We start from the raw sequence: 21695 nt of genomic DNA, 5'->3' as shown, positions 1-21695 counted from the left end.
ATAGACATGTGCTCACCAGGAAGGAGGCCGGCATGGCGGCATCGCAGCCCACGCCACTGACCAGCCCGGCGCGCCTGTGGCGCGACGCCCGGCTCGCCACCTTCGCCCCCGGCCTGCCGGGGATCGGCGCGGTGGAGGCCGGCGCGATCCTCGCCCGCGACGGCCGCATCGTCTGGGCCGGCCCGGAGCGCGACCTGCCGGCCGAGGCGGCGCGCGGGGCCGAGTCCGTCTCCTGCGACGGACGCTGGATCACGCCGGGCCTCGTCGACTGCCACACCCACATCGTCCACGGCGGGGACCGCGCCCGCGAGTTCGAGATGCGCCTCGAGGGCGCGCGCTACGAGGACATCGCGCGGGCCGGGGGCGGCATCCTCTCCACCGTGCGCGCCACCCGCGCGCTCGACGTCGACGGGCTCGTCGCCGCCGCGCTGCCGCGGCTCGATGCCTTCCTCGCCGAGGGCGTGACGACGATCGAGGTGAAGTCCGGCTACGGGCTCGACGTGGAGACCGAGATCGCCATGCTCGACGCCGCCCGCCGGCTGGGAGCGGCGCGGCGCGTGCGGGTCGTCACCTCGTGGCTCGCGGCGCACGCGGTGCCGCCGGAGTTCGCCGGCCGGTCGGGCGACTACATCGATGCCGTCGTCCTGCCGGGCCTCGCGCAGGCGCATGCGCGCGGGCTCGTCGATGCGGTCGACGGCTTCTGCGAGGGAATCGCCTTCTCGCCCGCCGAGATCGCCCGCGTGCTCGACGCCGCGGTCGCCATGGGCCTCCCGGTGAAGCTCCACGCCGAGCAGCTCTCGAATCTCGGCGGCGCGGCGCTCGCCGCGTCCCGGGGCGCTCTGTCGGCGGACCACCTGGAATATCTCGACGAGGCCGGCGTCGCCGCGATGGCGCGGGCCGGCACGGTGGCGGTGCTCCTGCCCGGCGCCTATTACACGCTGCGTGAGACGCAGGAACCGCCGGTGGCGGCGCTGCGCGCCGCCGGCGTCGGAATCGCGCTCGCGAGCGACTGCAATCCCGGCTCCTCGCCGCTGACCTCGCTGCTGCTCGCCATGAACATGGGCGCCACCCTCTTCCGCCTCACCCCGAGCGAGTGCCTCGCCGGCACGACCCGCGAGGCCGCGCGCGCGCTCGGGCTCCTCGCCGAGATCGGCACGCTGGAGCCGGGCAAGGCGGCGGATCTCGCGATCTGGGACGTCGAGACGCCGGCCGAGCTCGTCTACCGCATCGGCTTCAACCCGCTGCACGCCCGCGTGGTCGCGGGCGAGGAGGTGCGCCCGTGAGCCCCGACCTCATCGTGCTCGAGCCCGGGCGCGTGCCGCTCGCGACGCTCGAGCGGATCTACCGCACGGGTACGCCCGCGCGGCTCGCGCCCGCCTGCGACGCGGGGATCGCGCGCTCCGCCGCACGGATCGCCGAGATCGCGGCGGGGGACGCGCCGGTCTACGGCGTGAACACCGGCTTCGGTAAGCTCGCCTCGATCCGCATCCCGGCGCGCGACGTGGCGACGCTCCAGGAGAACCTGATCCGCTCCCACGCCTGCGGCTTCGGTGCGCCGCTGCCGGCTGCCGTGGTGCGGCTGGTCATGGCCTTGAAGCTGATCTCGCTCGGGCGCGGCGCCTCGGGGGTGCGCCTCGAGATCGTGCGGCTGATCGAGGGCATGCTCGCCCGCGACGTCCTGCCGGTGATCCCCGAGAAGGGCTCGGTCGGCGCGTCGGGCGACCTCGCGCCGCTCGCGCACATGACGGCGGTGATGATCGGCGAGGGCGAGGCCGTGGTCGGCGGGGAGACGCTGCCCGGCGCCGCGGCGCTCGCGCGGGCTGGGCTCGCACCGGTGCGGCTCGCGGCGAAGGAGGGGCTCGCGCTGATCAACGGCACGCAGGTCTCCACGGCGCTCGCGCTCGCGGGCCTGTTCGAGGCGCACCGCGCCCTGCAGGCGGCGATCGTGACCGGCGCGCTCTCCACCGATGCGGCGATGGGCTCGCCGGCGCCGTTCCGCGCCGAGATCCATACGCTGCGCGGCCATCGCGGGCAGATCGATGTGGGCGCCGCGCTGCGGGCGCTGCTGGAGGGCTCGGGCATCCGCGAGGCGCACCGCGAGGGCGACGAGCGGGTGCAGGACCCCTATTGCATCCGCTGCCAGCCGCAGGTCGCGGGCGCCTGCCTCGACCTGCTGCGCCAGGCCGCGGGCACGCTGGAGGTGGAAGCGAACGCGGTGACCGACAACCCGCTCGTCCTGTCCGACGACAGCGTCGTCTCGGGCGGCAACTTCCACGCCGAGCCGGTGGCCTTCGCCGCCGACCAGATCGCGCTGGCGGTGGCCGAGATCGGCTCGGTGACGCAGCGGCGCATCGCGCTCCTCGTCGACCCGGCCCTCTCCTTCGGGCTCCCCGCCTTCCTGGCGAAGAGCCCCGGGCTGAACTCCGGGCTGATGATCGCCGAGGTGACCTCGGCGGCGCTGATGTCCGAGAACAAGCAGATGGCGCATCCCGCGTCCGTGGACTCGACACCGACCTCCGCGAACCAGGAGGACCACGTCTCCATGGCCTGCCACGGCGCGCGCCGCCTGCTCGCCATGACGGAGAACCTCTTCGGCATCGTCGGTATCGAGGCGCTGACCGCCGCGCAGGGCGTGGAGCTGCGGGCGCCGCTGGAGACGAGCCCGGCCTTGCTGCCGGCGCTCGCCGCCATCCGGGCGGTCTCGCCGCCGCTCGAGGTCGACCGGACGCTCGCCCCGGACATCGCCGCCGCCCGCGATCTCGTCGCGACGGGCGCGCTCGCCGCAGCGGCGCCGCAGGGCGTGCTGCCGGAGCTTTGAGACGGCGCTCCCGCCCCCGGCTCGAGACGTCCCCTTTCGGCTCCGATCCACCTCCCCCGACGGGGGAGGAGCGAGGATCCGCCACCCGCTCCCGCCCCGTCGGGGCGGGGACGATCCGCGAAGCGGATCCGGGGCGGGGTCCCGCGGCGCGACGTCGGCGGTGACAGCGGCTCCATCGAAGCGCCGGCCGGCGCAATCCCCCAGCTCGCCGCCTATTCCTCCGACGGCGCGGGCGCCGCGCCGCCGGCGAGGATGCCGCCGTCGAGGACGAGCTCGGCGCCGGTCATGTAGGTCGCCTCGTCGGAGGCGAGCATGACCGCGAGCGCCGCGACCTCCTCGGGGCGGCCGAAGCGCTTCATCGGGCAATCCGCCAGCGCCGCCGCCTCGCGGGCGGCGCGCTCGGGACCGGAGCCGAGCACGACCTCCCACATCGGGGTCATGATCGCGGCGGGGCAGATGGCGTTGCAGCGGATGGCGAGCCCCTGCGCCGCACAGTAGAGCGCCACGCTCTTCGTGTGGTTGCGTACCGCGGCCTTGGCGGAGGCGTAGGCGGCGGCCCCCGGCACGCCGACCATGCCGGAGCGCGAGGCGATGTTGACGATCGAGCCCGTTCCCGCCGGGCGCATGGCGCGGATCGCGTGCTTGCAGCCGAGGAACACGCCGTCGAGATCGACCGCGTGCACCGCCCGCCAGTCCACCAGCGACGCGTGCTCGGGGTCGTGCGGCACCATGCCGTTCTCGAAGCCGGTGATTCCGGCGTTGTTGACGAGCACGTCGAGCTTGCCGCGCGCGGCGACGAGGTTGTCGACCGCCGCGACCCAGTCCGCCTCCTCGCGCACGTCGAGCTTCGTGTGCGCGGCGCACGGCCCGAGCTGCTCGGCCTGCGCCGCGGCGCCCGCCTCGTCGAGGTCCGTGACCAGCACGAAGGCGCCCTGGGTCGCGAAGGCCCTGGCGATCGCCGCGCCGATCCCCCGCGCGGCGCCGGTGACGAGGGCGACCTTGCCGTTGAGACGATGCATGGACGGGCTCCTTCGGTGTCGGATCTCGGGGGGGTGCGCGCGTGGTCCGCGCTCATACGCGCTCCGCGCGCGCCGGTCGAGGCGGGAGCGTTGCGGGACGGGGGAGGCTGGCATGCGCGGGGGCGCGCCGCGACGCGACGCGGCGGCTCACAACGCGAGCCCCGCGTCCCAGTACGGCGTCGGCCCGTAGAGCCTCTCCAGGAAGTCGATGAACGCCCGCGTCTTCTGCTCGAGGTGGCGCCGGCTCGGGTAGACGGCGTGGATGGCGACGCGGGCGGAGGAGCGGAAGGCGGGAAGCACGCGCACCAGGGCGCCGGACTTCAGCTCCGGCCCGACGTCCCAGGTCGAGCGCAGCGCGATCCCCGCGCCCGAGAGCACCGCCTCGCGCACGACCTCGCTCGAGTTGGTGCGCAGCGGCGAGGATATCCGCACCGTGCGCGGCCCGTCCGGCCCGTCGAGGCGCCATTCCGGCGTGCCGTGGACGAGGAGCGTGTGGCGCGAGAGCGCGTCGAGATCGGCGGGCGTGCCGCGCGCGGCGAGATAGCCGGGCGTCGCCACCAGCACCCGGTGGCTCGGCGCGAGCTTCTTGGCGACGAGGCTCGAGTCCGAGAGGTCCGCGATCCGGATGGCGAGGTCGAGCCCGTCGGCGACGACGTCGACGAAGGCGTCGGAGAGCGCGAGGTCGACGGTCACCTGCGGGTAGGCGGCGAGGAAGCGCACGAGATGCGGCGCGACGTGCATGCGCCCGAACGAGGTCGGCGCGGAGACCCGCAGGAGGCCCCGCGGCTCGGCCGCGCCGGACATCGCCCACGCCTCCGCCTCCTCGACGGAGGCGAGGATCGCCACGACCCGCTCGTGGAAGCCGCGTCCCGCCTCGGTGAGCGCGAGGCTGCGCGTGGTACGCTGCAGGAGCCGGACGCCGAGCCGCTCCTCGAGCCGGCGCATGCGCTTCGAGATCACCGCCGGCGAGAGCCCGAGCTCGCGCCCGGCGGCCGACATGGAGCGCGCGGCGACGATGTGCGCGAAGACGTCGAGATCACCCAGGCGGTCCATTGTCGGTTCCGATTATGTCACAGGGGGAAACAATCTAGCGCAGGCGACGCCTCTGTTAAGCGCGAAGCGTTCGGCCTATGTTGCGCTTGGTCCCCGCGACCCCGGAACCCGTCCGAACGAGACGGGACGAACGAACCGCACGACGAGGAGGACGCCGATGTCGATCGCCTTCCCGACCCCCGATGCCGGCATCCTGGCGCGGCGCGACGCGATCCTCGCCGGGCTCGCTCCCCTCGTCGCGCCGGACGCGCTGATCGTCACCGAGGACGAGCGCCGCGCCTTCGAGACCGACGCGCTCACCGCCTACCGCCGCCTGCCGCTCGCCGTCGTGCTGCCCTCCTCCACCGAGGAGGTGGCCGCCGTGATGCGCTTCTGCAGCGAGAACGGGGTGAAGGTGGTCGCCCGCGGCGCCGGCACCTCGCTCGCCGGCGGAGCGATCCCGCAGGAGGACGCGATCGTGATCGGCGTCTCGAAGCTCGCGCGCGTGCTCGAGACGGATTTCGCGAACCGCACGATGCGGGTGCAGGCCGGCATCACCAACCTCGCCATCTCGCAGGCGGTCGCCCACGAGGGCTTCTTCTACGCCCCCGACCCCTCGAGCCAGCTCGCCTGCACCATCGCCGGCAACGTCGCCATGAACTCGGGCGGGGCGCATTGCCTGAAGTACGGCGTCACCACCAACAACCTGCTCGGCCTCACGGTGGTGCTCGTCGACGGGACGGTGGTGGAGATCGGCGGCGACATGCTCGACGCGCCGGGCTACGATTTCCTCGGCCTGATGACGGGATCGGAGGGCCAGCTCGGCATCGTGACGGAGGCCACCGTGCGGATCCTGCGCGCCGCGGAGGGCGCGCGCCCGGCCCTGATGGGCTTCGAATCGGTGGAGGAATGCGGCGCCTGCGTCGCGGCGATCATCGGCGCGGGCATCATTCCCGTCGCGCTCGAGTACATGGACAAGCCCGCGATCGAGATCTGCGAGGCCTTCGCGCACGCGGGCTACCCGCTCGATGTCGAGGCCATGCTGATCATCGAGGTCGAGGGCTCCGAGGAGGAGATCGAGGACGCCTTCGCGCGCATCGTCGCGATCGCCGAGCCGTTCAACCCGCGGGCGCTCAAGGTGGCGCAGACCGAGGCCGAGGCCGCGGCGATCTGGAAGGGCCGCAAGTCCGCCTTCGGCGCCACGGGCCGCGTCGCCGACTACATCTGCATGGACGGCACCATTCCCACCGGGCAGCTGCCGGTGGCGCTCCGCCGCATCGACGAGATCGTCAAGGGCTACGGGCTCGGGGTGGCCAACGTCTTCCACGCCGGCGACGGCAACCTGCATCCGCTGGTGATGTTCGACACCAACAAGCCGGGGGAGATGGAGAAGGCGGAGGCCGCCGGCGAGGACATCCTGCGCCTGTGCGTCGAGCTCGGCGGCTGCCTCACCGGCGAGCACGGGGTCGGCATCGAGAAGCGTGACCTGATGACGACGCAGTACAACCGCGAGGATCTCGCCCAGCAGCTGCGGGTGCGCGGCGTATTCGACCCGCTCTGGCTGCTCAACCCCGCCAAGGTCTTCCCCCTCGAGGGCCGCGAGCTCGACGAGACCCCCACGAACGGGCGGGAGGCGGCGTGACCATCCATTCCCCCGCGAGCGAGGACGAGGTCCGCGCCCTCGTCTGCGACGCCGCCGGCCGCGCGGTGCCGCTCGCCGTCGCCGGCGGCGCGACGAAGCACGGCGTCGGCCGCCCGGCGCAGACGCAGGAGACCCTCTCCACCCGCGGCCTCTCCGGCGTGACGCTCTACGAGCCGGCCGAGCTCGTCATCGGCGCGCGCGCCGGCACGCCGCTCGCCGAGGTCGAGGCGACGCTCGCCGAGAAGGGCCAGCGCCTCGCCTTCGAGCCCGCCGATTGGCGCGCCCTGCTCGGAACCGAGGGCGAGCCGACGATCGGCGCGGTGGCGGCGGCCAACGTGTCGGGCCCGCGGCGCATCATGGTCGGCGCGGCGCGGGACGCGCTGATCGGCGTGCGCTTCGTCAACGGCCGCGGCGAGGCGGTGAAGAACGGCGGGCGGGTGATGAAGAACGTCACCGGGCTCGACCTGGTGAAGACGCTCGCGGGCTCCTGGGGCACGCTCGCGATCCTCACCGAGGTGACGTTCAAGGTCCTGCCGATCCCGCAGCGGACGGCGACGCTGGTCTATTCCGGCCTCGACGACACGCGCGCGGTGACGGCTCTCTGCGCCGCGCTCGGCTCGCCCTTCGAGGTGACGGGCGCCGCGCACGTGCCCGGCGACGGCGGCGGGGCGGGGACGCTGATCCGCATCGAGGGCTTCGAGGCGTCCGTGCGATACCGGCTCGGCGAATTGAAGAGCCTGCTCGCGGAGTACGGCGAGCCGGGGCTGGTCGAGGACGCCGACGGCGAGGCGCTGTGGCGCGGCGTGCGGGACGTGGCGCCGCTGGTCACGCCGCCCGAGCGCGCGGTGTGGAAGATCTCGACGGCGCCCTCGCGCGGCCCGGCGCTGGCCGCCGCGATCGGGGCGCAGACCGAGGCACGCTGGCTCTACGACTGGGGCGGCGGGCTCGTCTGGCTCGCCGCCGCGGCCGACGAGGCGGCGACGCGCATCGTGCGCGAGGCGACGCGCGCCCACCGCGGCCACGCCACGCTGGTGCGGGCGCCGGCGGACCTGCGCGCCGCCGTCGACGTGTTCGAGCCGCTGCCCGAGGCGATGATGCGCCTGACCAAGGGGCTGAAGGCCAGCTTCGACCCGAAGGGCATCTTCGAGCCGGGGCGGATGTACGCGGGGGTCTGATCTCCTTCCCTGTAGGGGAAGGTGGTCGGCGCCGAAGGCGACGAGACGGATGGGGCACGCCGGAAGGCGTGTTCCGCGAAGCGGAAACGAAGGCGGCGTCGTGGGCCGACGCACCCCACCCCTGGCCGCCTTCGGCGGCATTCCCCTCCCCTACAGGGAGGGATAGAGAGCGGCTCGAGGGCAGGCGTATGCAGACCAACTTCACCGAAGAGCAGCTCCGCGATCCCGCGACGCGCGAGTCCGAGAAGATCCTGCGCACCTGCGTGCATTGCGGGTTCTGCACCGCGACCTGCCCGACCTATCTCCTGCTCGGCGACGAGCTCGACAGCCCGCGCGGGCGCATCTACCTGATGAAGGACATGCTGGAGAACGGCAAGCCGGCCAATGCGGAGGTGGTGAAGCACATCGACCGCTGCCTGTCCTGCCTCTCCTGCATGACGACCTGCCCGTCGGGCGTGCACTACATGCACCTCGTCGACCATGCGCGGGCATACATCGAGCAGACCTACCGGCGGCCGTGGCACGATCGCCTGCTGCGCTCGGTGCTGGCCGCGATCCTGCCCTACCCGAACCGCTTCCGGCTGGCGCTCGTCGGCGCGAAGCTCGGCGCGCCGTTCAGGTCCGTGGCACGGGCCGTGCCGAAGCTCGGGCCGCGGCTCGCCGGCATGCTGGAGCTGGCGCCCGAGCGCCTCCCGACGCGCTCGGCGATCGACGGGCCGCAGGTCTTCCCGGCGCAGGGCGAGCGGCGCGGACGCGTGGCGTTGCTGCAGGGCTGCGCCCAGCGCGTGCTCGACCCCGGCATCAACGAGGCGACGATCCGGCTGCTCACGAGGAACGGCATCGAGGTGGTGCAGGCGAAGGGCGAGGGCTGCTGCGGCGCGCTCGTCCACCACATGGGCCGCGAGCACGAGGGCCACGGGTTCGCGAAGCGCGCCATCGACGTCTGGACCCGCGAGATCGAGGGCGAGGGGCTCGATGCGATCGTGATCACGGCGTCGGGCTGCGGCACCACGATCAAGGATTACGGCTTCATGCTGCGCGACGACGCCGCCTATGCCGAGAAGGCGAAGCGCGTCTCGGAGCTGGCCAAGGACGTGACGGAATACGTCACCGCGCTGAAGGTCGTCGCGCCGGCGCGGGACGTGTCCGGCCTCGTCGTGGCCTACCATTCCGCCTGCTCGATGCAGCACGGCCAGCAGATCCGCATCCAGCCGAAGACCCTCCTGAAGAAGGCGGGCTTCACCGTGAAGGACGTGCCGGAGGGCCATATCTGCTGCGGCTCGGCCGGCACCTACAACCTGCTCCAGCCCGAGATCGCCGGCCAGCTGCGCGCCCGCAAGGTGGCCAACATCGAGAAGACGAAGCCCGACCTGATCGCCACCGGCAACATCGGCTGCATGACCCAGATCGGCAAGGGCACGGACATCCCCATCGTCCACACCGCCGAGCTGCTCGACTGGGTCGGCGGCGGGCCGCTGCCGCGGGCGCTGGAGGAGGCCGGCTGGGCGGACCGGCCGCTCGCCGATGCGGCGCGGGAGGCCGCGGAGTAGCGCGGGAACGGGGCGTTAACCGCGTCCCTTAAGCGCCGATTCAGCCTGATTCGACGAAGCCCGGGCGAACCCGCCGCGGCGCCCGCGAGACTCACCGCGCGGCAATCTCGCTGCCCGCATCGTCCCCTCGCCATCGAGCGAGGGGAGGGACGCGATGCGGGCGGGATGCGGACGGCGCGGGTGGAGGGGGCGCCTCGCGCGGCTCGCGACCGCGCTCGTCCTGCCGGCGCTCGTCCTGCCGGCGATCGCGGCGACGGCGCCCGCGGCCGCCGCGCCGGATGCCGAGCCCGCGCCGATCGTCACCGCCGAGCTCGGGGGCGGCTTCATCGAGTTCCTGTTCGGCCGCGGCGGAGCCTTGCGGCCCGAGCCGGAGCCCCGGCGCACGGCGCCGGCAGCCCCGTCGGGCCCCGCAGCACCGCCGGCCGGTCCCTCGGGCGGTCTCGCCGGGCCCGCCGCGCCCGGCGTCGGGACCACGTTCTGCGTGCGCACCTGCGACGGCTACGCCTTCCCGCTCGGGACGCTGCGCGGGCGCGGCGATGCGGACCTGCACCGGCGCGCCTGCGCCGCCGCCTGCCCGGGCACGCCGACGGCACTCTTCGTCGGCTCCCGCGCCGGCGGCTTCGCGAGCGCCCGTGCGCTCGACGGCGGCACGCCCTACACCGCGCTCGCCACCGCCTTCCTGCATCGCCGCGAGCGCGTGCCCGGCTGCGACTGCGCCACGGTCTCCGAGCCCGCCGGGCGCTGGGCGCAGGGCGACGCCACGCTGCGGCGGGGCGACGTCGTCGTCACCGCCGAGGGGGCGCTCGTCTTCGACGGCAGCGGCCTCGTCGACTTCCGAGACGGCCGCGCGGCCGGCCCGGCGCTGCGGCGCAAGATCGACGACCGGCTCGGCCTCACCGCCCGCGAGGAGCGCCGCGCCGCCTGGCTGCGGTCGCGCCCGGCCGCGGCGCCCGTCGCGCGGGTCCCGGGCCCCTCGGCCGAGGCTGTGCCTCGTCCGGCGCCGTCGTCGCCGCCCCTGCCGCCGCCGCGGCCGCACGAGCCGATGCGCGTCGCCGCGGGACCGTCGCCCGACGAGGCGGAGTGAGCGGCCGCGCCGCGTGCGTTCAGTTGAACACGGCCTCGTAGACGCGCTTGCCGTTGAGCTTCTCGATGTCCTCCATCGCGGGCACCACGGGCGTGATGAACACGCCCTCCATCAGCCCCTTCTTCGGGTGGCGGATGTTGTACATCTGGTTGTCGAGGATCGGCGTCGGCGACGTCACGAACAGGATGGCGAAGGCGCGCCTTCGCGCCGGCAGGCTCGGGTAGGGCGACAGGCGCGCGCCGATCAGCTCCATCTCCACACGTCCGCCGGTGCCCTCGAGCACGAACGTCTTGCCGATCTCGTCCTTGAAGTCCTCGTAGGTCAGCTGATCGAGCATGCCCGCCTCCCGTTGCGCCGAGCCCCTCCCCGCGCAAAGCAGGGATAGCCCGAGTCGCCCGTCGGCGAAACCTCCGGTCAGCCGTTCCGCCGCCGGTTTCGGCCCATCGGCGGCTGCCGCGCGCGGGTTGTCCTCAGCTTTCGACCGCCTGCGGCGCGTCCGCGCGCTGCAGGCGTTCCAGCCGCGCGTAGGCCCCCCCGTGCGCCACCAGCTCGGCGTGGGTGCCGCGCTCGACGATGCGCCCGGCCTCCATCACGACGATCTCGTCGGCCTCGCGGACCGTGGAGAGGCGGTGGGCCACCACGAGCGTCGTGCGCCCCGCCATCAGCCGCGCGAGCGCGTCCTGCACGAGCCGCTCGGACTGCGAGTCGAGCGCGGAGGTCGGCTCGTCGAGGAGCAGGATCGGCGCGTCCTTCAGGAAGGCGCGCGCGAGGGCGACGCGCTGGCGCTCGCCGCCGGAGAGGCGCCCGCCCGCGGGGCCGACGCGGGTCTCCCAGCCGTCGGGCAGCGCGCGGATGAAGTCGTGCGCGGCCGCCGCCTCCGCCGCGGCCACGATCTCCGCCTCGCCGGCGCCCGGCCGGCCGAAGGCGATGTTGGCGCGGATCGTGTCGTCGAAGAGCACCGCGTCCTGCGAGACGACCGAGATCGCGTCGCGCAGGCTCGCGAGCGTGACGCCGCGCACGTCCTGCCCGTCGACGAGGACGGCACCCTCGGTCGGGTCGTAGAGCCGCGGCACGAGGGCCACCAGCGTCGACTTGCCGGACCCCGAGCGTCCGACGAGCGCGGTGACGCCGCCACCGCGCACGGTGAGGTCGATCTCCTCGAGCGCCGGTGCGTCCGGGCGGTAGCGGAAGCGCACGCGCTCGAACCGCACCGCGCCGGCGCCGACGACGAGCGGCACGGCCCCGGGCGCGTCCGCGATGCGGGGCGTCTCGTCGAGGAGCGCCCAGTGCCGGTGCAGCGCGGCGATCGCCTCCTGCACGATGGCGTTGAGGTTGCCCAGCGCCCGGATCGGCTGGGCCGCCATCAGCAGCGCCGTGACGAAGCCGGTGAAGTCGCCGATCGTCGTCTCGCCGCGCCCGATGCGCACGCCGATGAGCAGCAGCACGGCGGCCACCGCCGCGCCGCCGGCGATCTCGAGCAGGGGGTCGAGGCGCGCGCGCTGCGTCGCGGCCTTGATCTTGAGGTCGCGCACCCGGTCGAAGGCGCCGCGCGCCCGGCCCTCGAGCCAGCGCTCCATCCGGTAGGTCTTGGCGACGCGCACGCCCGCCAGGCTCTCGGTGACGAGCCCGGCCATGTCGCCGATCTCCTCCTGCGTCGCCGTCGAGACTCGCCGCAGCCGCTTGCCGATGCGCGCGATCGGCGGGGCGACGAAGGGGGCGACGAGGGCGGCGATGAGCGTCATCCACGGGTCGATGACGAGCATCGCCACGACGAGAGCGAGGATCGTCGCGACGTCGCGGAAAAACACGGTGAAGATCCGCACCATCGCCTCGCGGATGTAGGTGAAATCCGTGGTGAAGCGCTGGGTCAGCGAAGCCGGGCTCTCGGTGCCGAGCTGGGCGAGGTCGAGGGAGAGGAGCCGCGCGTACAAGGCCGCCTGCATGTCGGCCTCGATGCGTGCCACCGTGCGCTGGGTCAGCGCCGTCTGGCCGAACAGCGCGAAGCCCTTGATCGAGGTGACGACGATCACGACGACGGGCGCCCAATAGATCAGGTCGAGGTCGCGCCGGTCGAAGGCGTCGAAGGCCTCGCGGATCAGGAGCGGGTAGAGCGCCGTCGCCCCGGCGCCGATCGCGATGAGCCCGAGCACGAGGGCGAGCGTGCGCCGATGCGTCCGCATCCGCTCGCGCCACAGCCGCCGCATGACCGGCCAGGTGTCGCCGGACAGGGGCGGCGGCCTCTTCGTCTTCGTCTCGGGCTTGGTCTGCGTATCGGCCATGATCGTGCGCGCGCCTCCGGGAGGCGCGTCTAGCACGGTTCGCGCGCGGATGGCAGGCGCGGGCCGGCGCGGCGGGGCGCGAGGAGGCGGATCGCCCCGTCGGTCAGACCCCGCGCATGCGCTCGAGCGCCGCATCCAGCGTGGCGTCCCGCTTGGCGAAGCAGAAGCGCACCACGTTCGTCACCTCGCCGCCCGGGTAGAACGCCGAGACCGGGATGGCGGCCACGCCGTGATCGCTCACGAGCCGGCGGCAGAAGCCGACGTCGTCGTCGTCGCGCCCGGCGAGGTCGACATTGACGAAGTACGTGCCGGCTGCGGGGATCACCCGGAAGCCGAGCTCGGCGAGCCCCGCGCAGAAGCGGTCGCGGGAGCGCTGGAGGTCGGCGCGCATGCCCTCGAACCAGGCATCGTCCTTGCCGAGCCCGTAGGCGACGGCGGACTGGAGGGCGGGCGGCGTCGTGAAGGTGAGGAACTGGTGCGCCTTGGCGAGCGCCCCGAGCAGCGCCGGCGCCGCGCAGACGAAGCCGACCTTCCAGCCGGTGAGATTGAAGATCTTGCCGGCCGAGCCGATCTTCACCGTGCGCTCGCGCATGCCCGGCTCGGCGATCAGCGGCCGGTGGCGCGCGCCGTCGAAGACGACGTGCTCCCAGACCTCGTCGCAGATCGCGACGACGTCGTTCTCGACGCAGACGCGGGCGAGGAGCGCGCGATCCGCGTCCGAGAAGATCGTCGCCGTCGGGTTCAGCGGGTTGCAGAACAGGACGGCCTTGGTGCGCGGCGAGATCGCCGCGCGCAAGGCCGCCTCGTCGAGGCCGAAGCGCGGCGGCTGGAGCGTCACGACGCGCGGCACACCGCCGGCGCGGCGCACGAGCGGCAGGTAGGCGTCGTACATCGGCGCGAACAGGACGACCTCGTCCCCGGGCTCGACGAGCGCCATCAGCGCGCCGGCGATCGCCTCGGTGGCGCCCGACGTCACCATCACCTCGCGCTCGGGGTCGAGGTCGAGCCCCTGCCAGCGCGCGTAGTGGGTGGCGATCGCCGTGCGCAGCTCCGGCAGGCCGAGCATGGGCGGGTACTGGTTCCAGCCCTCGACGACGGCCTTGGCCGCCGCCTCGCGCACGTCCGCGGGACCGGGATCGTCCGGGAAGCCCTGGCCGAGGTTCACCGCCCCCGTCTCGCGGGCGCGCCGGGACATCTCCTCGAAGATCGTGGTCGGCAGGCCGGCATAGACGGCGTTGAGCGGCTTCATCGCGGGGCGGCTCCGGAGGGGGGCGGGCCCGCCCCCTTAGCACGGCGCCCCGCCCCGCCGGAAGCGCGGGCGCGCCCGGTTCCGGCGCCGGGCCCGACGCCTCAGCGCCGGCGCGCCTCCAGTCGGCGCTGCGCCGCCGCCTCGGCCGAGCGCTTCTGCGAGGCCTCGCGGGCCTTGAGGAACTGGACGACGCGCTGGGCGGTCTGCGGACGCAGCTGCTCGAAGGCGTCGCGCGCACGCTTGCGCAGGTGCGGCGCGAGCCCGCCTTCCGGATCGCGCAGGACGAGGAGCGGCTCGAGCGTGGCGAAGGCCCAGCCCTGGGCGCGGGCGACGACGACGAGGAGCTCCGAATCGCCGGCCTTGAACAGCCGCTCGGCGGTGGCGAGCGAGAGCTCGGCGGCGAAGGCGATGGCGCAGATCGCCTCGTCGCCCTTGCCGTCGCGGGCGTAGGCGGCGACGTCGCCCTCGGTGATCGGCCGCGTCGCGGCGATGCGCGAGACCACGGCGTAGGCCGTGCCGAGGTCGCGCCCGCCGGGCACGACCGCCGCACGCACGGCGCTCGCGCCGATCTCGACCGCTTCCACGATCGCCGTGCCGCGCGGGGCGTCCTCGGCGAGGCGCCGGCGGGCGGTCTCCTGGGCGATGGCGACGAGCTGGCGGACGTGCTCCTCGGGCAGGTCGATGCGCTCGCCGAGCAGCTCCTGGAGCGGCGTGTCGATGCGGGCGCGATCGACGAGGTCCGACAGCGACCCTTCCGAGAAGCGCGCCCCGGGATTGGCGGCGACCGCGTGCACGACCCGCCTGTCGCCGCGCTTGACGAGCACGTCGGTGACCGGCTCCGACAGGTTCAGCCGGGCGGTGATGGCGAGCATGTGCTCGCGCCCCTTGGCGATCGCGACCGCCACGAGGTCCTCGTCCGAGAGCCGTTCCGAGCGCGCCAGCACGGGGCGGGCGATCTCGATGTCGTCGTGGGCGAGCGAGCGAATCACGCCGCGCGGTGCGTTCGGCGCATCCGCCAGCCGCTCGGCGAGCTCGACACGGGCGCGCGCCTCGATCACCGCCGCGAGCCGGGCGATGACGACGTCGAACAGGTCGACCTGCTCGTCCGACAGGGCGGGCGCGTCGCGCAGGAACAGGTCGGTGACCTGGCGCAGGTGGTCGGTGCGTCGTTCGCGCGACCCGCGCGCGATCGCGTCGTCGACCTCCCGAATCAGTGCGGGCATCGCGTTCATGGCTCCTCGTGCCTCCCTGCGGAGACACTAGGCGGGCCGCTTCACGGGAGCGTTGAATCGATCGCTCGAATTGTCCGGGTCGGTGCGCGAGCGGCCGCTCAGCGCGTGGGATGCGGCGCGGGCGGCTCGCCGCAGCGGCCCAGACCGGCGTTGAGCCCCCGCCTGACCTCGTCCTCGGCGCGGGCGGCGGCGCGCTTGCGGTCGGTCTGAGCGTCGAAGGGAATCGGCGCGCCCCAGCGGATCTCGACGTCGATCGGCCCGCCGGCGACGACGCCCTTCAGGTGGGGCACGAGGTCCATGTCGCCGTACCAGGCGATCTCCGGCCGCTCGCGGCGGTCGAGCGGCAGGCCGTCGCGGCGGACGTAGACGAGGGAGAGGGGCTGGAGGGCGATCGCGTCGAGCCGGTGGTCGGCGAGCGCCAGCCGCGCCGCACCCACGAGCGAGGTGCGAAAGGGCAGGATGCGGCCCCCGTCGCCGGTCGTGCCCTCGGCGAAGAGCACGATCAGCTCGCCGCGGGCGAGGCGCCGCGCGATCGTGGCGTTGACCTCGGCTGTCGCCGCCTTGCGCTCGCGCTCGATGAAGATCGAGCGCTGCAGCCGCGCCAGCGTGCCGAACAGCGGCCAGCCGGCGATCTCGGACTTCGCCACGAAAGAGAGCGGCCTGAGGCTGCCCAGCACCACGATGTCGAGCCAGGAGACGTGGTTGGCGAGGACGAGGGTCGGCGTCTCCTTCGGCGGATGGCCGATCTCGCCGACGCGCACGCCGAGCGCCCACAGCGCGATGCGGTGGAACAGGACGGGGATGCGCCGGGCGATCGCCCAGTGCGCGCGCACGCCGATGGCCTGCGGGCCGATCAGGACGACGAGCGCGAGCACGAGCACGAGGAGGCGCAGCGCCTTGAGGAGACCCGCCATCACGCCCGCCTCAGAGGTCGAGCGCGAGAGTCAGCGCCGCGGCGCGGGTGCCGTCGGGACGCTGGTAGTAGCCCTCTCGGCGTCCGACGCGCGCGAAGCCGAGGCGGGCGTAGAGCGCGCGCGCCGGGGCGTTCGCCTCGTCCACCTCGAGGTGGAGCCGCGCCACGCCCATGCGCCGGAGCGCCTCGAGGTGGCGCTCGAGCAGGCCGCGCGAAAGGCCGCGCCCGCGCACGGCGGGGTCGAGGGCGATCGTGAGGATCTCGGCCTCGTCGACCACGCTTCGGGAGAGCACGAAGCCCTTCGGCCGCGCGGGATCGCCGAGATAGAGGCCGTCGGCGACGACCCCGCGATCGCTGATCAGGCCCTCGATGTCGGTGGGGCTCCAGCCGTGCGCGAAGCTCGCCGCATGGATCGCGGCGCAGGCGGGGGCGTGCGCCGGCAGGAGCGGCGCGACGACGGGGAGCGGCTTCGATGCGGTACGCCAGGGCGGCATCAGCGCCTCGCGATGCGTGCGCCGTCCTGCGGGCGGGCGTCGGGCGCGCGCAGGTAGAGGGGCTTCGGCAGCGCGCCGCCGGGATCGGCGGCGAGCCCGAGCCGCGCGACCCAGGCGATCTCGGGTGCGGGCTCGGCGTCGGCGAGGGTGACGTCGATGCCGCTCTGCATCGCCTCCGCAGCGACGATCGGGCCCCCCGAGCCGCTGATCACGGCGCCCGAGCCGAGATAGCGCACCGCATCGCGCACCGGCATGTGCGCCGGCGCTACGACGGTGCGCCCGCCCGGCGCCACGGCCTGGAAGTAGACGGCGCCGTGGCGTGCGTCGATCGCCGCCGCCAGCAGCCGGCGGTCGGCGGAGGCGACGAGCGGCGCGAGCAGCGCCGACAGCGTCGAGACGCCGACGACCGGCGCCTTCGCCGCGAGCCCGATGGCGCGCGCCGCCGCGATGCCGACGCGCAGGCCGGTGAAGCTGCCCGGCCCGACGGTCACCGCGACCCGGTCGAGGCTCGGGAAGCCGCCGGGCACGCCCGCCATGACCCGCGCGACGAGGGGCAGCAGCGCCTCGGCGTGGCCGCGCTGCATGGGGATCTGCTCGCGCGCGAGCGGCGCGCTCGCGCCCGCGTCGAGGACGCAGGCGGAGCAGGCCTCGAGCGCCGTGTCGATGGCGAGGATACGCAAGGGGGGCCTCGTCGGGACGTCCGTTCTCGGTCGATCGTGCCGAGAGCTTTACGCGATCGCGCAGAATTCCTCGAACGAAAAACGCGGGAGCCGCGGCTTCACCCCTGCGGGATCGCCGTGCCCGAGGTTGACGAGCACGTCCGCCTCGACGGCGCCGCCGGGGAAGAAGGCCCGCGTCACGCCCGGCGCGTCGAAGCCCGTCATCGGGCCGCAATCGAGGCCGAGCGAGCGGGCGGCGAGGATCAGGTAGGCCACCTGCAGCGCCCCGTTGCGGGTGGCGTTGGCGCGGATCTTCGCCTCGGACGAATTGAACCAGGAGGGCGCCTCGGGCTCGTGCGGGAACAGGCGATCGAGCTTCTCGTAGAAGCGCATGTCGTAGCCGACGATCGCCGTCACCGGCGCGGCCATGGTCTTGGCGCGGTTGCCCGCCGAGAGATGCGGCTCGAGCCGGGCCTTGGCCTCGGGGGAGACGACGAAGACGATGCGCGCGGGGCAGCAATTGGCGCTCGTCGGCCCCATCTTCATCAGGTCGGCGAGCGCCCGCAGCGTCGTCTCGGAGACGGGCTCGTCGCGCCAGGCGTTGTGCGTGCGCGCCTCGCGGAAGAGCTGGTCGAGGGCGGCGTCGGAGAGGGGCTTGCTGCGGCTCGGCTCGGTCATCGGCTGTCGCGATCCTCGTTGGCTCCACGAGGCGGACATAGGTTGGCAGATGCGCATTTCGAGGTACGCAACGATAGTTCGCTGGCGCCTGCCGACCGCAATCTCAAATCTGCTGGACTTCCTGCACCTCCGGCACGAAGTGGCGCAGGAGGTTCTGGATGCCGTGCTTGAGCGTCGCGGTGGAGGAGGGGCAGCCGGCGCAGGCGCCCTTCATGGCGAGGTAGACGATGCCGTCGCGATAGCCGCGGAAGGTGATGTCGCCGCCGTCGCCGGCCACCGCCGGGCGCACCCGCGTCTCGATCAGGTCCTTGATCGTGGCAACCGTGTCGGCGTCGCTCTCCTCGAAGAACTCCGCGCCCTCGGCCGCCTCGGCCGGGCCGGCATCGGCCACGACCGGCTGGCCCGACATGAAGTGCTCCATGATCGCGCCGAGGATCGCGGGCTTGAGGTGCTGCCACTCGCCCTCGCCCTTGGTGATCGTCACGAAGTCGTAGCCGAAGAACACGCCGGCGACGCCGGGGATGGCGAACAGGCGCTGCGCCAGCGGCGAGCCCTCGGCGCCCTCGGCGGCGCGCGCGTCGAACGTGCCGCGCTCCATCACCACCCGGCCGGGCAGGAACTTGAGCGTCGCGGGGTTCGGCGTGGCTTCGGTCTGGATGAACATGGCGGTCTCGTCGTGCAGCAAGCGGAGGGCCGGGCGGCTGCCCGCGCCCTGGCTCAGATGTGGTACCGCGCCCGCGCCGATCAAGCGGCGCAGGCGAGGAAGCCCTCGCGGATCTCGTCCGCCTTCAGGCCGCGCCCGATGAAGACGACGCGCGAGCGCCGCTTCTCGTCGGGCTTCCACGCGCCCTGGACGTCTCCGTCGAGGATCATGTGCACGCCCTGGAAGACGAAGCGCTTGGGCTCGTTCGGAAAGGCGACGATGCCCTTGCAGCGCAGGATGCGCGGCCCCTCGACCTGGGTGTAGTTCGAGATCCACGGCATGAACTTGTTCGGGTCGACCTCGCCCTCCAGCGTCACCGAGACGGACTGCATGTCCTCGTCGTGGTGATGGTGGTGGCCCTCCTCCAGGAAGTCGGGCTCGATCTCGAGGATGCGCTCGAGGTCGAAGGCGTTGCGGCCGAGCACGGCGTCGAGCGGCACGGCGCAGCGCTCGGTGCGGTGGAGCTTGGCGTAGGGGTTGATGGCGCGGATGCGGCTCTCGACATCGGCGAGCTGCTCGGGCGAGACGAGGTCGACCTTGTTGAGCAGGATCACGTCGGCGAAGGCCACCTGGTTCTTGGCCTCCGGCGCATCGGCGAGCCGCTCGGAGAGCCACTTGGCGTCGGCGACCGTGACGACCGCGTCGAGGCGGGCGTTGTCGGAGACGTCCTGGTCGACGAAGAAGGTCTGCGCCACGGGCGCCGGGTCGGCCAGCCCCGTCGTCTCGACGATGATCGCGTCGAAGCGGCCCTTGCGCTTCATCAGCCCGTCCATGATCCGGATCAGGTCGCCGCGCACGGTGCAGCAGATGCAGCCGTTGTTCATCTCGAAGACTTCCTCGTCGGCGCCAACGACGAGGTCGTTGTCGATGCCGACCTCGCCGAACTCGTTGACGACGACGGCGTAGCGCTTGCCGTGCTCCTCCGAGAGGATGCGGTTCAAGAGCGTGGTCTTGCCGGCGCCGAGATAGCCGGTGAGGACGGTGACGGGGATCTTGCCTTCGGACGTATCGGACATGCGTTGCGTCTCGCTCTCGCGATCTGCCCCGGCGCCGGGCGCCGGAGCTCCTTCGGATGAGTCGTGCGGCGGCGCCCCGGCTCAGGAGCCGAGCGCCTCGCTCAGGGTCCTTATATTGTGGCGCATCATCTCGATGTAAGTGGGCGCCGGGCCGTCGGCGCCCGAGAGCGCGTCGGAGTAGAGCGTGCCGCCGATCGCGGCGCCGGTCTCGTCGGCGATGCGGCGCATCAGGCGCTCGTCGGTGATGGTCTCGACGAAGACCGCATCGGCCTCGGTCTCGCGGATCTGGGTGATCAGCATGGCCACGTCCCGGGCAGAGGCCTCGGATTCGGTGGAGACGCCCTGCGGCGCCACGAAGGTGAGGCCGTAGGCGCGCTCGAAATAGCCGAAGGCGTCGTGGCTGGTGACGACGGTGCGGCGTGCCTGCGGGATCGACGCCACCGCCGCCTCGATCTCGGCGTCGAGGGCGGCGAGCGCGGCGAGATAGGCCGCGGCATTGGCGGCGTAGGTGTCGGCGCCCTCGGGATCGGCGGCGATCAGCGCGTCGCGGATGTTGCCGACGTACACGATCACGTTCTCGACGTCCTGCCAGGCATGGGGATCGTAGAAGCCGTGGGCGTGGTCCGCATCGGCGTGCTCGTGCGCGTGCTCGTCCTCGTGGGCGTGGTCGTGATCATGATCCTTGTCGTGGTCGTGCCCGTGATCCTCGTCCCCGTGCGCGTGCGGCTCGCCGGTCTCGAGCAGGTCGGCGCCCTCGCTCGCCACCACGACCGTGGCGTTCGTGCCCGAGGAGGCGATCAGGCGGTCGATCCAGCCCTCGAACTCGAGGCCGTTGACGAAGACGAGGCCCGCATCCGCCACCCTCCGCGCATCGGCGGGCGAGGGCGAGTAGACGTGGCCGTCGCCGTCCGGACCGACGAGGGTCGTCAGCGCCACGCGCTCGCCGCCGACCTCGCCGACGAGATCGCCGAGGATCGAGAAGGTCGCGACGACCGGCAGGCGCTCCTGCGCGAGCGCCGGCGCCGCGAGGAGCAGCGCCGCAGCGGCGGTGGAAAGCAATGTTACAACGTTGCACTTAGTGGACATGATGATCCCCTTTTCGAGCTTTCTCGACCACATGAATGCCCTCCGCCGCGGCCGCGTCCTCCCCGAAGGGGAGGAGTCCGCGCAGGGCGCGGACGGTGGGGCCGTTCGATGTCCCTGCGAGCGGCGTCGCCGCCCTCCCCACCCTCCGGCCTGCGGCCTCCGCCCTCCCCTGCAGGGAGGAGGCGGTCGCGCGCCTCACGCCTCCAGATGCCGGCCCGGGAAGGCGAGGCGCAGGAGGCCGCGCTCGGGGCCGACCAGCAGCGAGACGAGGTAGGCGCCGCCCGCCACCAGGATGATCGCCGGCCCCGCCGGCAGCTCCCAATGGTAGGAGAGCAGCAGCCCGACCGCGCCCGAGGCCATGCCGACGGCGGTCGCGACCGCGATCATGCCGGTGACGTCCCGCGCCCAGAAGCGCGCCGACGCGGCGGGCAGCATCATCAGGCCCACCGCGAGGAGCGTGCCGAGCGCCTGGAAGCCGCCCACCAGGTTGGCGACGACCAGCACCAGGAAGGCGAGGTGCACCACCCCGCCCGCCCGGCTCACCGAGCCGAGGAAGACCGGGTCGACGCATTCGAGCACCAGCGGCCGGTACATCAGCGCGAGCGCGCCGAGCGTCACCGTGGCGATGGCGCCGATCAGCAGCAGCGCTCCGTCGTCGAGCGCCAGCACCGTGCCGAAGAGCACGTGCATCAGGTCGACGTTGGAGCCGCGCATGGAGACGATGGTCACGCCCAGTGCGAGCGAGACGAGGTAGAAGGCCGCGAGCGAGGCGTCCTCGCCCAGCCGGGTGAGCCGCGTCACCAGCCCGGACGCCAGCGCCACCGCGACACCGGCGACGAAGCCGCCGAGGGTCAGCGCCGGCAGCCACAGGCCGGACACGAGGAAGCCGATCGCCGCGCCGGGGAGGATCGCGTGCGCCATGGCGTCTCCCGTGAGCGACATCCGCCGCAGCATCAGGAACACGCCGATCGGGCCGGCGGCGAGCGCCAGCGCCAGCGCGCCGACGAGGGCGCGGCGCATGAACTCGAACTCGACGAAGGGGGCGAGGAGCGCCTCGTAGATCATC

The 21695-nt window shown here is 73.4% G+C and carries 20 protein-coding genes; 6 read left to right on the top strand and 14 right to left on the bottom strand.

The features are described 5' to 3' along the window. Positions 1-32: 32 nt before the first annotated feature. Together hutI and hutH are read left to right on the top strand one after the other, a co-directional pair. Entirely contained in the window at positions 33-1283 is a 1251-nt protein-coding gene (gene hutI / locus G407_RS0101830) for an imidazolonepropionase (protein WP_052340825.1), read from the top strand. After that, a complete protein-coding gene (hutH, locus tag G407_RS0101825) occupies positions 1280-2818 on the top strand; it encodes a histidine ammonia-lyase (protein ID WP_029029439.1) in 1539 nt (512 codons plus the stop codon). The genes hutI and hutH overlap by 4 nt, the downstream gene beginning before the upstream one ends. A 212-nt stretch (positions 2819-3030) precedes the next feature. Here the strand turns inward: hutH and G407_RS0101820 are convergent, their stop codons facing one another. Both G407_RS0101820 and G407_RS0101815 read right to left on the bottom strand, forming a co-directional pair. Further along, a complete protein-coding gene (locus G407_RS0101820; protein WP_029029438.1) occupies positions 3031-3837 on the bottom strand; it encodes an SDR family oxidoreductase in 807 nt (268 codons plus the stop codon). Positions 3838-3984: 147 nt separating this feature from the next. Further along, positions 3985-4890: a LysR family transcriptional regulator gene (locus G407_RS0101815; protein ID WP_029029437.1), complete on the bottom strand. Its 906-nt coding sequence runs from the start codon at positions 4888-4890 to the stop codon at positions 3985-3987. A gap of 157 nt (positions 4891-5047) precedes the next feature. Here G407_RS0101815 and G407_RS0101810 point away from each other — a divergent pair, with 157 nt between their 5' ends. The 4 genes from G407_RS0101810 to G407_RS30105 all read left to right on the top strand — a co-directional run bounded on the left by G407_RS0101810 (position 5048) and on the right by G407_RS30105 (position 10320). After that, the gene (locus G407_RS0101810) at positions 5048-6511 is read left to right on the top strand and encodes an FAD-linked oxidase C-terminal domain-containing protein (RefSeq protein ID WP_029029436.1); all 1464 of its coding nucleotides are present in this window, start codon (positions 5048-5050) and stop codon (positions 6509-6511) included. After that, complete coding sequence (gene glcE / locus G407_RS0101805) at positions 6508-7686, top strand: glycolate oxidase subunit GlcE (RefSeq protein WP_029029435.1); 1179 nt, start codon at positions 6508-6510, stop codon at positions 7684-7686. The genes G407_RS0101810 and glcE overlap by 4 nt, the downstream gene beginning before the upstream one ends. Before the next feature lie 188 nt (positions 7687-7874). Continuing rightward, the gene (gene glcF, locus G407_RS0101800; protein WP_029029434.1) at positions 7875-9236 is read left to right on the top strand and encodes a glycolate oxidase subunit GlcF; all 1362 of its coding nucleotides are present in this window, start codon (positions 7875-7877) and stop codon (positions 9234-9236) included. Positions 9237-9390: 154 nt separating this feature from the next. After that, on the top strand, positions 9391-10320 hold the full coding sequence (locus G407_RS30105) for a DUF2865 domain-containing protein (protein ID WP_052340824.1): 930 nt from the start codon (positions 9391-9393) through the stop codon (positions 10318-10320). 19 nt (positions 10321-10339) lie between these two features. Here G407_RS30105 and G407_RS0101790 read toward each other — a convergent pair whose 3' ends face one another. The 12 genes from G407_RS0101790 to G407_RS0101735 all read right to left on the bottom strand — a co-directional run bounded on the left by G407_RS0101790 (position 10340) and on the right by G407_RS0101735 (position 21694). Continuing rightward, a complete protein-coding gene (locus tag G407_RS0101790; RefSeq protein WP_029029433.1) occupies positions 10340-10657 on the bottom strand; it encodes a DUF6916 family protein in 318 nt (105 codons plus the stop codon). Between the two features lie 133 nt (positions 10658-10790). After that, entirely contained in the window at positions 10791-12599 is a 1809-nt protein-coding gene (locus tag G407_RS0101785; protein ID WP_052340823.1) for an ABC transporter ATP-binding protein, read from the bottom strand. A gap of 103 nt (positions 12600-12702) precedes the next feature. Further along, a complete protein-coding gene (locus tag G407_RS0101780; RefSeq protein ID WP_029029431.1) occupies positions 12703-13848 on the bottom strand; it encodes an aminotransferase in 1146 nt (381 codons plus the stop codon). A gap of 101 nt (positions 13849-13949) precedes the next feature. Next, the gene (locus G407_RS0101775; RefSeq protein WP_169728753.1) at positions 13950-15071 is read right to left on the bottom strand and encodes a DUF2336 domain-containing protein; all 1122 of its coding nucleotides are present in this window, start codon (positions 15069-15071) and stop codon (positions 13950-13952) included. A 107-nt stretch (positions 15072-15178) separates the two neighbouring features. Continuing rightward, entirely contained in the window at positions 15179-15994 is an 816-nt protein-coding gene (gene olsA, locus G407_RS0101770) for a lyso-ornithine lipid O-acyltransferase (protein ID WP_029029429.1), read from the bottom strand. Positions 15995-16004: 10 nt separating this feature from the next. Continuing rightward, positions 16005-16487, bottom strand: coding sequence for a GNAT family N-acetyltransferase (locus tag G407_RS0101765; protein WP_052340822.1), 483 nt, complete (start codon positions 16485-16487; stop codon positions 16005-16007). Further along, positions 16487-17167: a tRNA (adenosine(37)-N6)-threonylcarbamoyltransferase complex dimerization subunit type 1 TsaB gene (tsaB, locus tag G407_RS0101760; RefSeq protein WP_029029428.1), complete on the bottom strand. Its 681-nt coding sequence runs from the start codon at positions 17165-17167 to the stop codon at positions 16487-16489. The genes G407_RS0101765 and tsaB overlap by 1 nt, the downstream gene beginning before the upstream one ends. A gap of 48 nt (positions 17168-17215) precedes the next feature. After that, positions 17216-17824: a malonic semialdehyde reductase gene (locus G407_RS0101755; RefSeq protein WP_029029427.1), complete on the bottom strand. Its 609-nt coding sequence runs from the start codon at positions 17822-17824 to the stop codon at positions 17216-17218. A 103-nt stretch (positions 17825-17927) separates the two neighbouring features. Further along, positions 17928-18488 (bottom strand): NifU family protein, encoded by a 561-nt coding sequence (locus tag G407_RS0101750; protein ID WP_029029426.1) that lies wholly within the window; start codon positions 18486-18488, stop codon positions 17928-17930. Positions 18489-18568: 80 nt separating this feature from the next. Beyond that, positions 18569-19543: a CobW family GTP-binding protein gene (locus G407_RS0101745; protein WP_029029425.1), complete on the bottom strand. Its 975-nt coding sequence runs from the start codon at positions 19541-19543 to the stop codon at positions 18569-18571. Between the two features lie 81 nt (positions 19544-19624). Then, entirely contained in the window at positions 19625-20629 is a 1005-nt protein-coding gene (locus G407_RS0101740) for a metal ABC transporter solute-binding protein, Zn/Mn family (protein WP_052340854.1), read from the bottom strand. A gap of 195 nt (positions 20630-20824) precedes the next feature. Next, positions 20825-21694 carry a metal ABC transporter permease gene (locus tag G407_RS0101735; protein WP_029029423.1) on the bottom strand — a complete coding sequence of 290 codons (870 nt, stop codon included), beginning with the start codon at positions 21692-21694 and terminating at the stop codon, positions 20825-20827. Between the last annotated feature and the right edge of the window lies 1 nt (position 21695).

The sequence above is a fragment of the Salinarimonas rosea DSM 21201 genome (genome assembly GCF_000429045.1).
GTDB classification, from domain to species: domain Bacteria; phylum Pseudomonadota; class Alphaproteobacteria; order Rhizobiales; family Beijerinckiaceae; genus Salinarimonas; species Salinarimonas rosea.
This window is presented reverse-complemented; position numbering and strand designations above follow the sequence as displayed.

Bases quoted from the DNA above. Each gene is read 5' to 3' on its own strand.
- hutI (WP_052340825.1), top strand. From the start codon at position 33: ATGGCGGCATCGCAGCCCACGCCACTGACCAGCCCGGCGCGCCTGTGG.
- G407_RS0101820 (WP_029029438.1), bottom strand. From the start codon at position 3,837: ATGCATCGTCTCAACGGCAAGGTCGCCCTCGTCACCGGCGCCGCGCGG.
- G407_RS0101815 (WP_029029437.1), bottom strand. From the start codon at position 4,890: ATGGACCGCCTGGGTGATCTCGACGTCTTCGCGCACATCGTCGCCGCG.
- G407_RS0101810 (WP_029029436.1), top strand. From the start codon at position 5,048: ATGTCGATCGCCTTCCCGACCCCCGATGCCGGCATCCTGGCGCGGCGC.
- glcF (WP_029029434.1), top strand. From the start codon at position 7,875: ATGCAGACCAACTTCACCGAAGAGCAGCTCCGCGATCCCGCGACGCGC.
- G407_RS30105 (WP_052340824.1), top strand. From the start codon at position 9,391: ATGCGGGCGGGATGCGGACGGCGCGGGTGGAGGGGGCGCCTCGCGCGG.
- G407_RS0101790 (WP_029029433.1), bottom strand. From the start codon at position 10,657: ATGCTCGATCAGCTGACCTACGAGGACTTCAAGGACGAGATCGGCAAG.
- G407_RS0101785 (WP_052340823.1), bottom strand. From the start codon at position 12,599: ATGGCCGATACGCAGACCAAGCCCGAGACGAAGACGAAGAGGCCGCCG.
- G407_RS0101780 (WP_029029431.1), bottom strand. From the start codon at position 13,848: ATGAAGCCGCTCAACGCCGTCTATGCCGGCCTGCCGACCACGATCTTC.
- G407_RS0101775 (WP_169728753.1), bottom strand. From the start codon at position 15,071: ATGCCCGCACTGATTCGGGAGGTCGACGACGCGATCGCGCGCGGGTCG.
- olsA (WP_029029429.1), bottom strand. From the start codon at position 15,994: ATGGCGGGTCTCCTCAAGGCGCTGCGCCTCCTCGTGCTCGTGCTCGCG.
- G407_RS0101765 (WP_052340822.1), bottom strand. From the start codon at position 16,487: ATGCCGCCCTGGCGTACCGCATCGAAGCCGCTCCCCGTCGTCGCGCCG.
- G407_RS0101755 (WP_029029427.1), bottom strand. From the start codon at position 17,824: ATGACCGAGCCGAGCCGCAGCAAGCCCCTCTCCGACGCCGCCCTCGAC.
- G407_RS0101750 (WP_029029426.1), bottom strand. From the start codon at position 18,488: ATGTTCATCCAGACCGAAGCCACGCCGAACCCCGCGACGCTCAAGTTC.
- G407_RS0101745 (WP_029029425.1), bottom strand. From the start codon at position 19,543: ATGTCCGATACGTCCGAAGGCAAGATCCCCGTCACCGTCCTCACCGGC.
- G407_RS0101740 (WP_052340854.1), bottom strand. From the start codon at position 20,629: ATGTCCACTAAGTGCAACGTTGTAACATTGCTTTCCACCGCCGCTGCG.
- G407_RS0101735 (WP_029029423.1), bottom strand. From the start codon at position 21,694: ATGATCTACGAGGCGCTCCTCGCCCCCTTCGTCGAGTTCGAGTTCATG.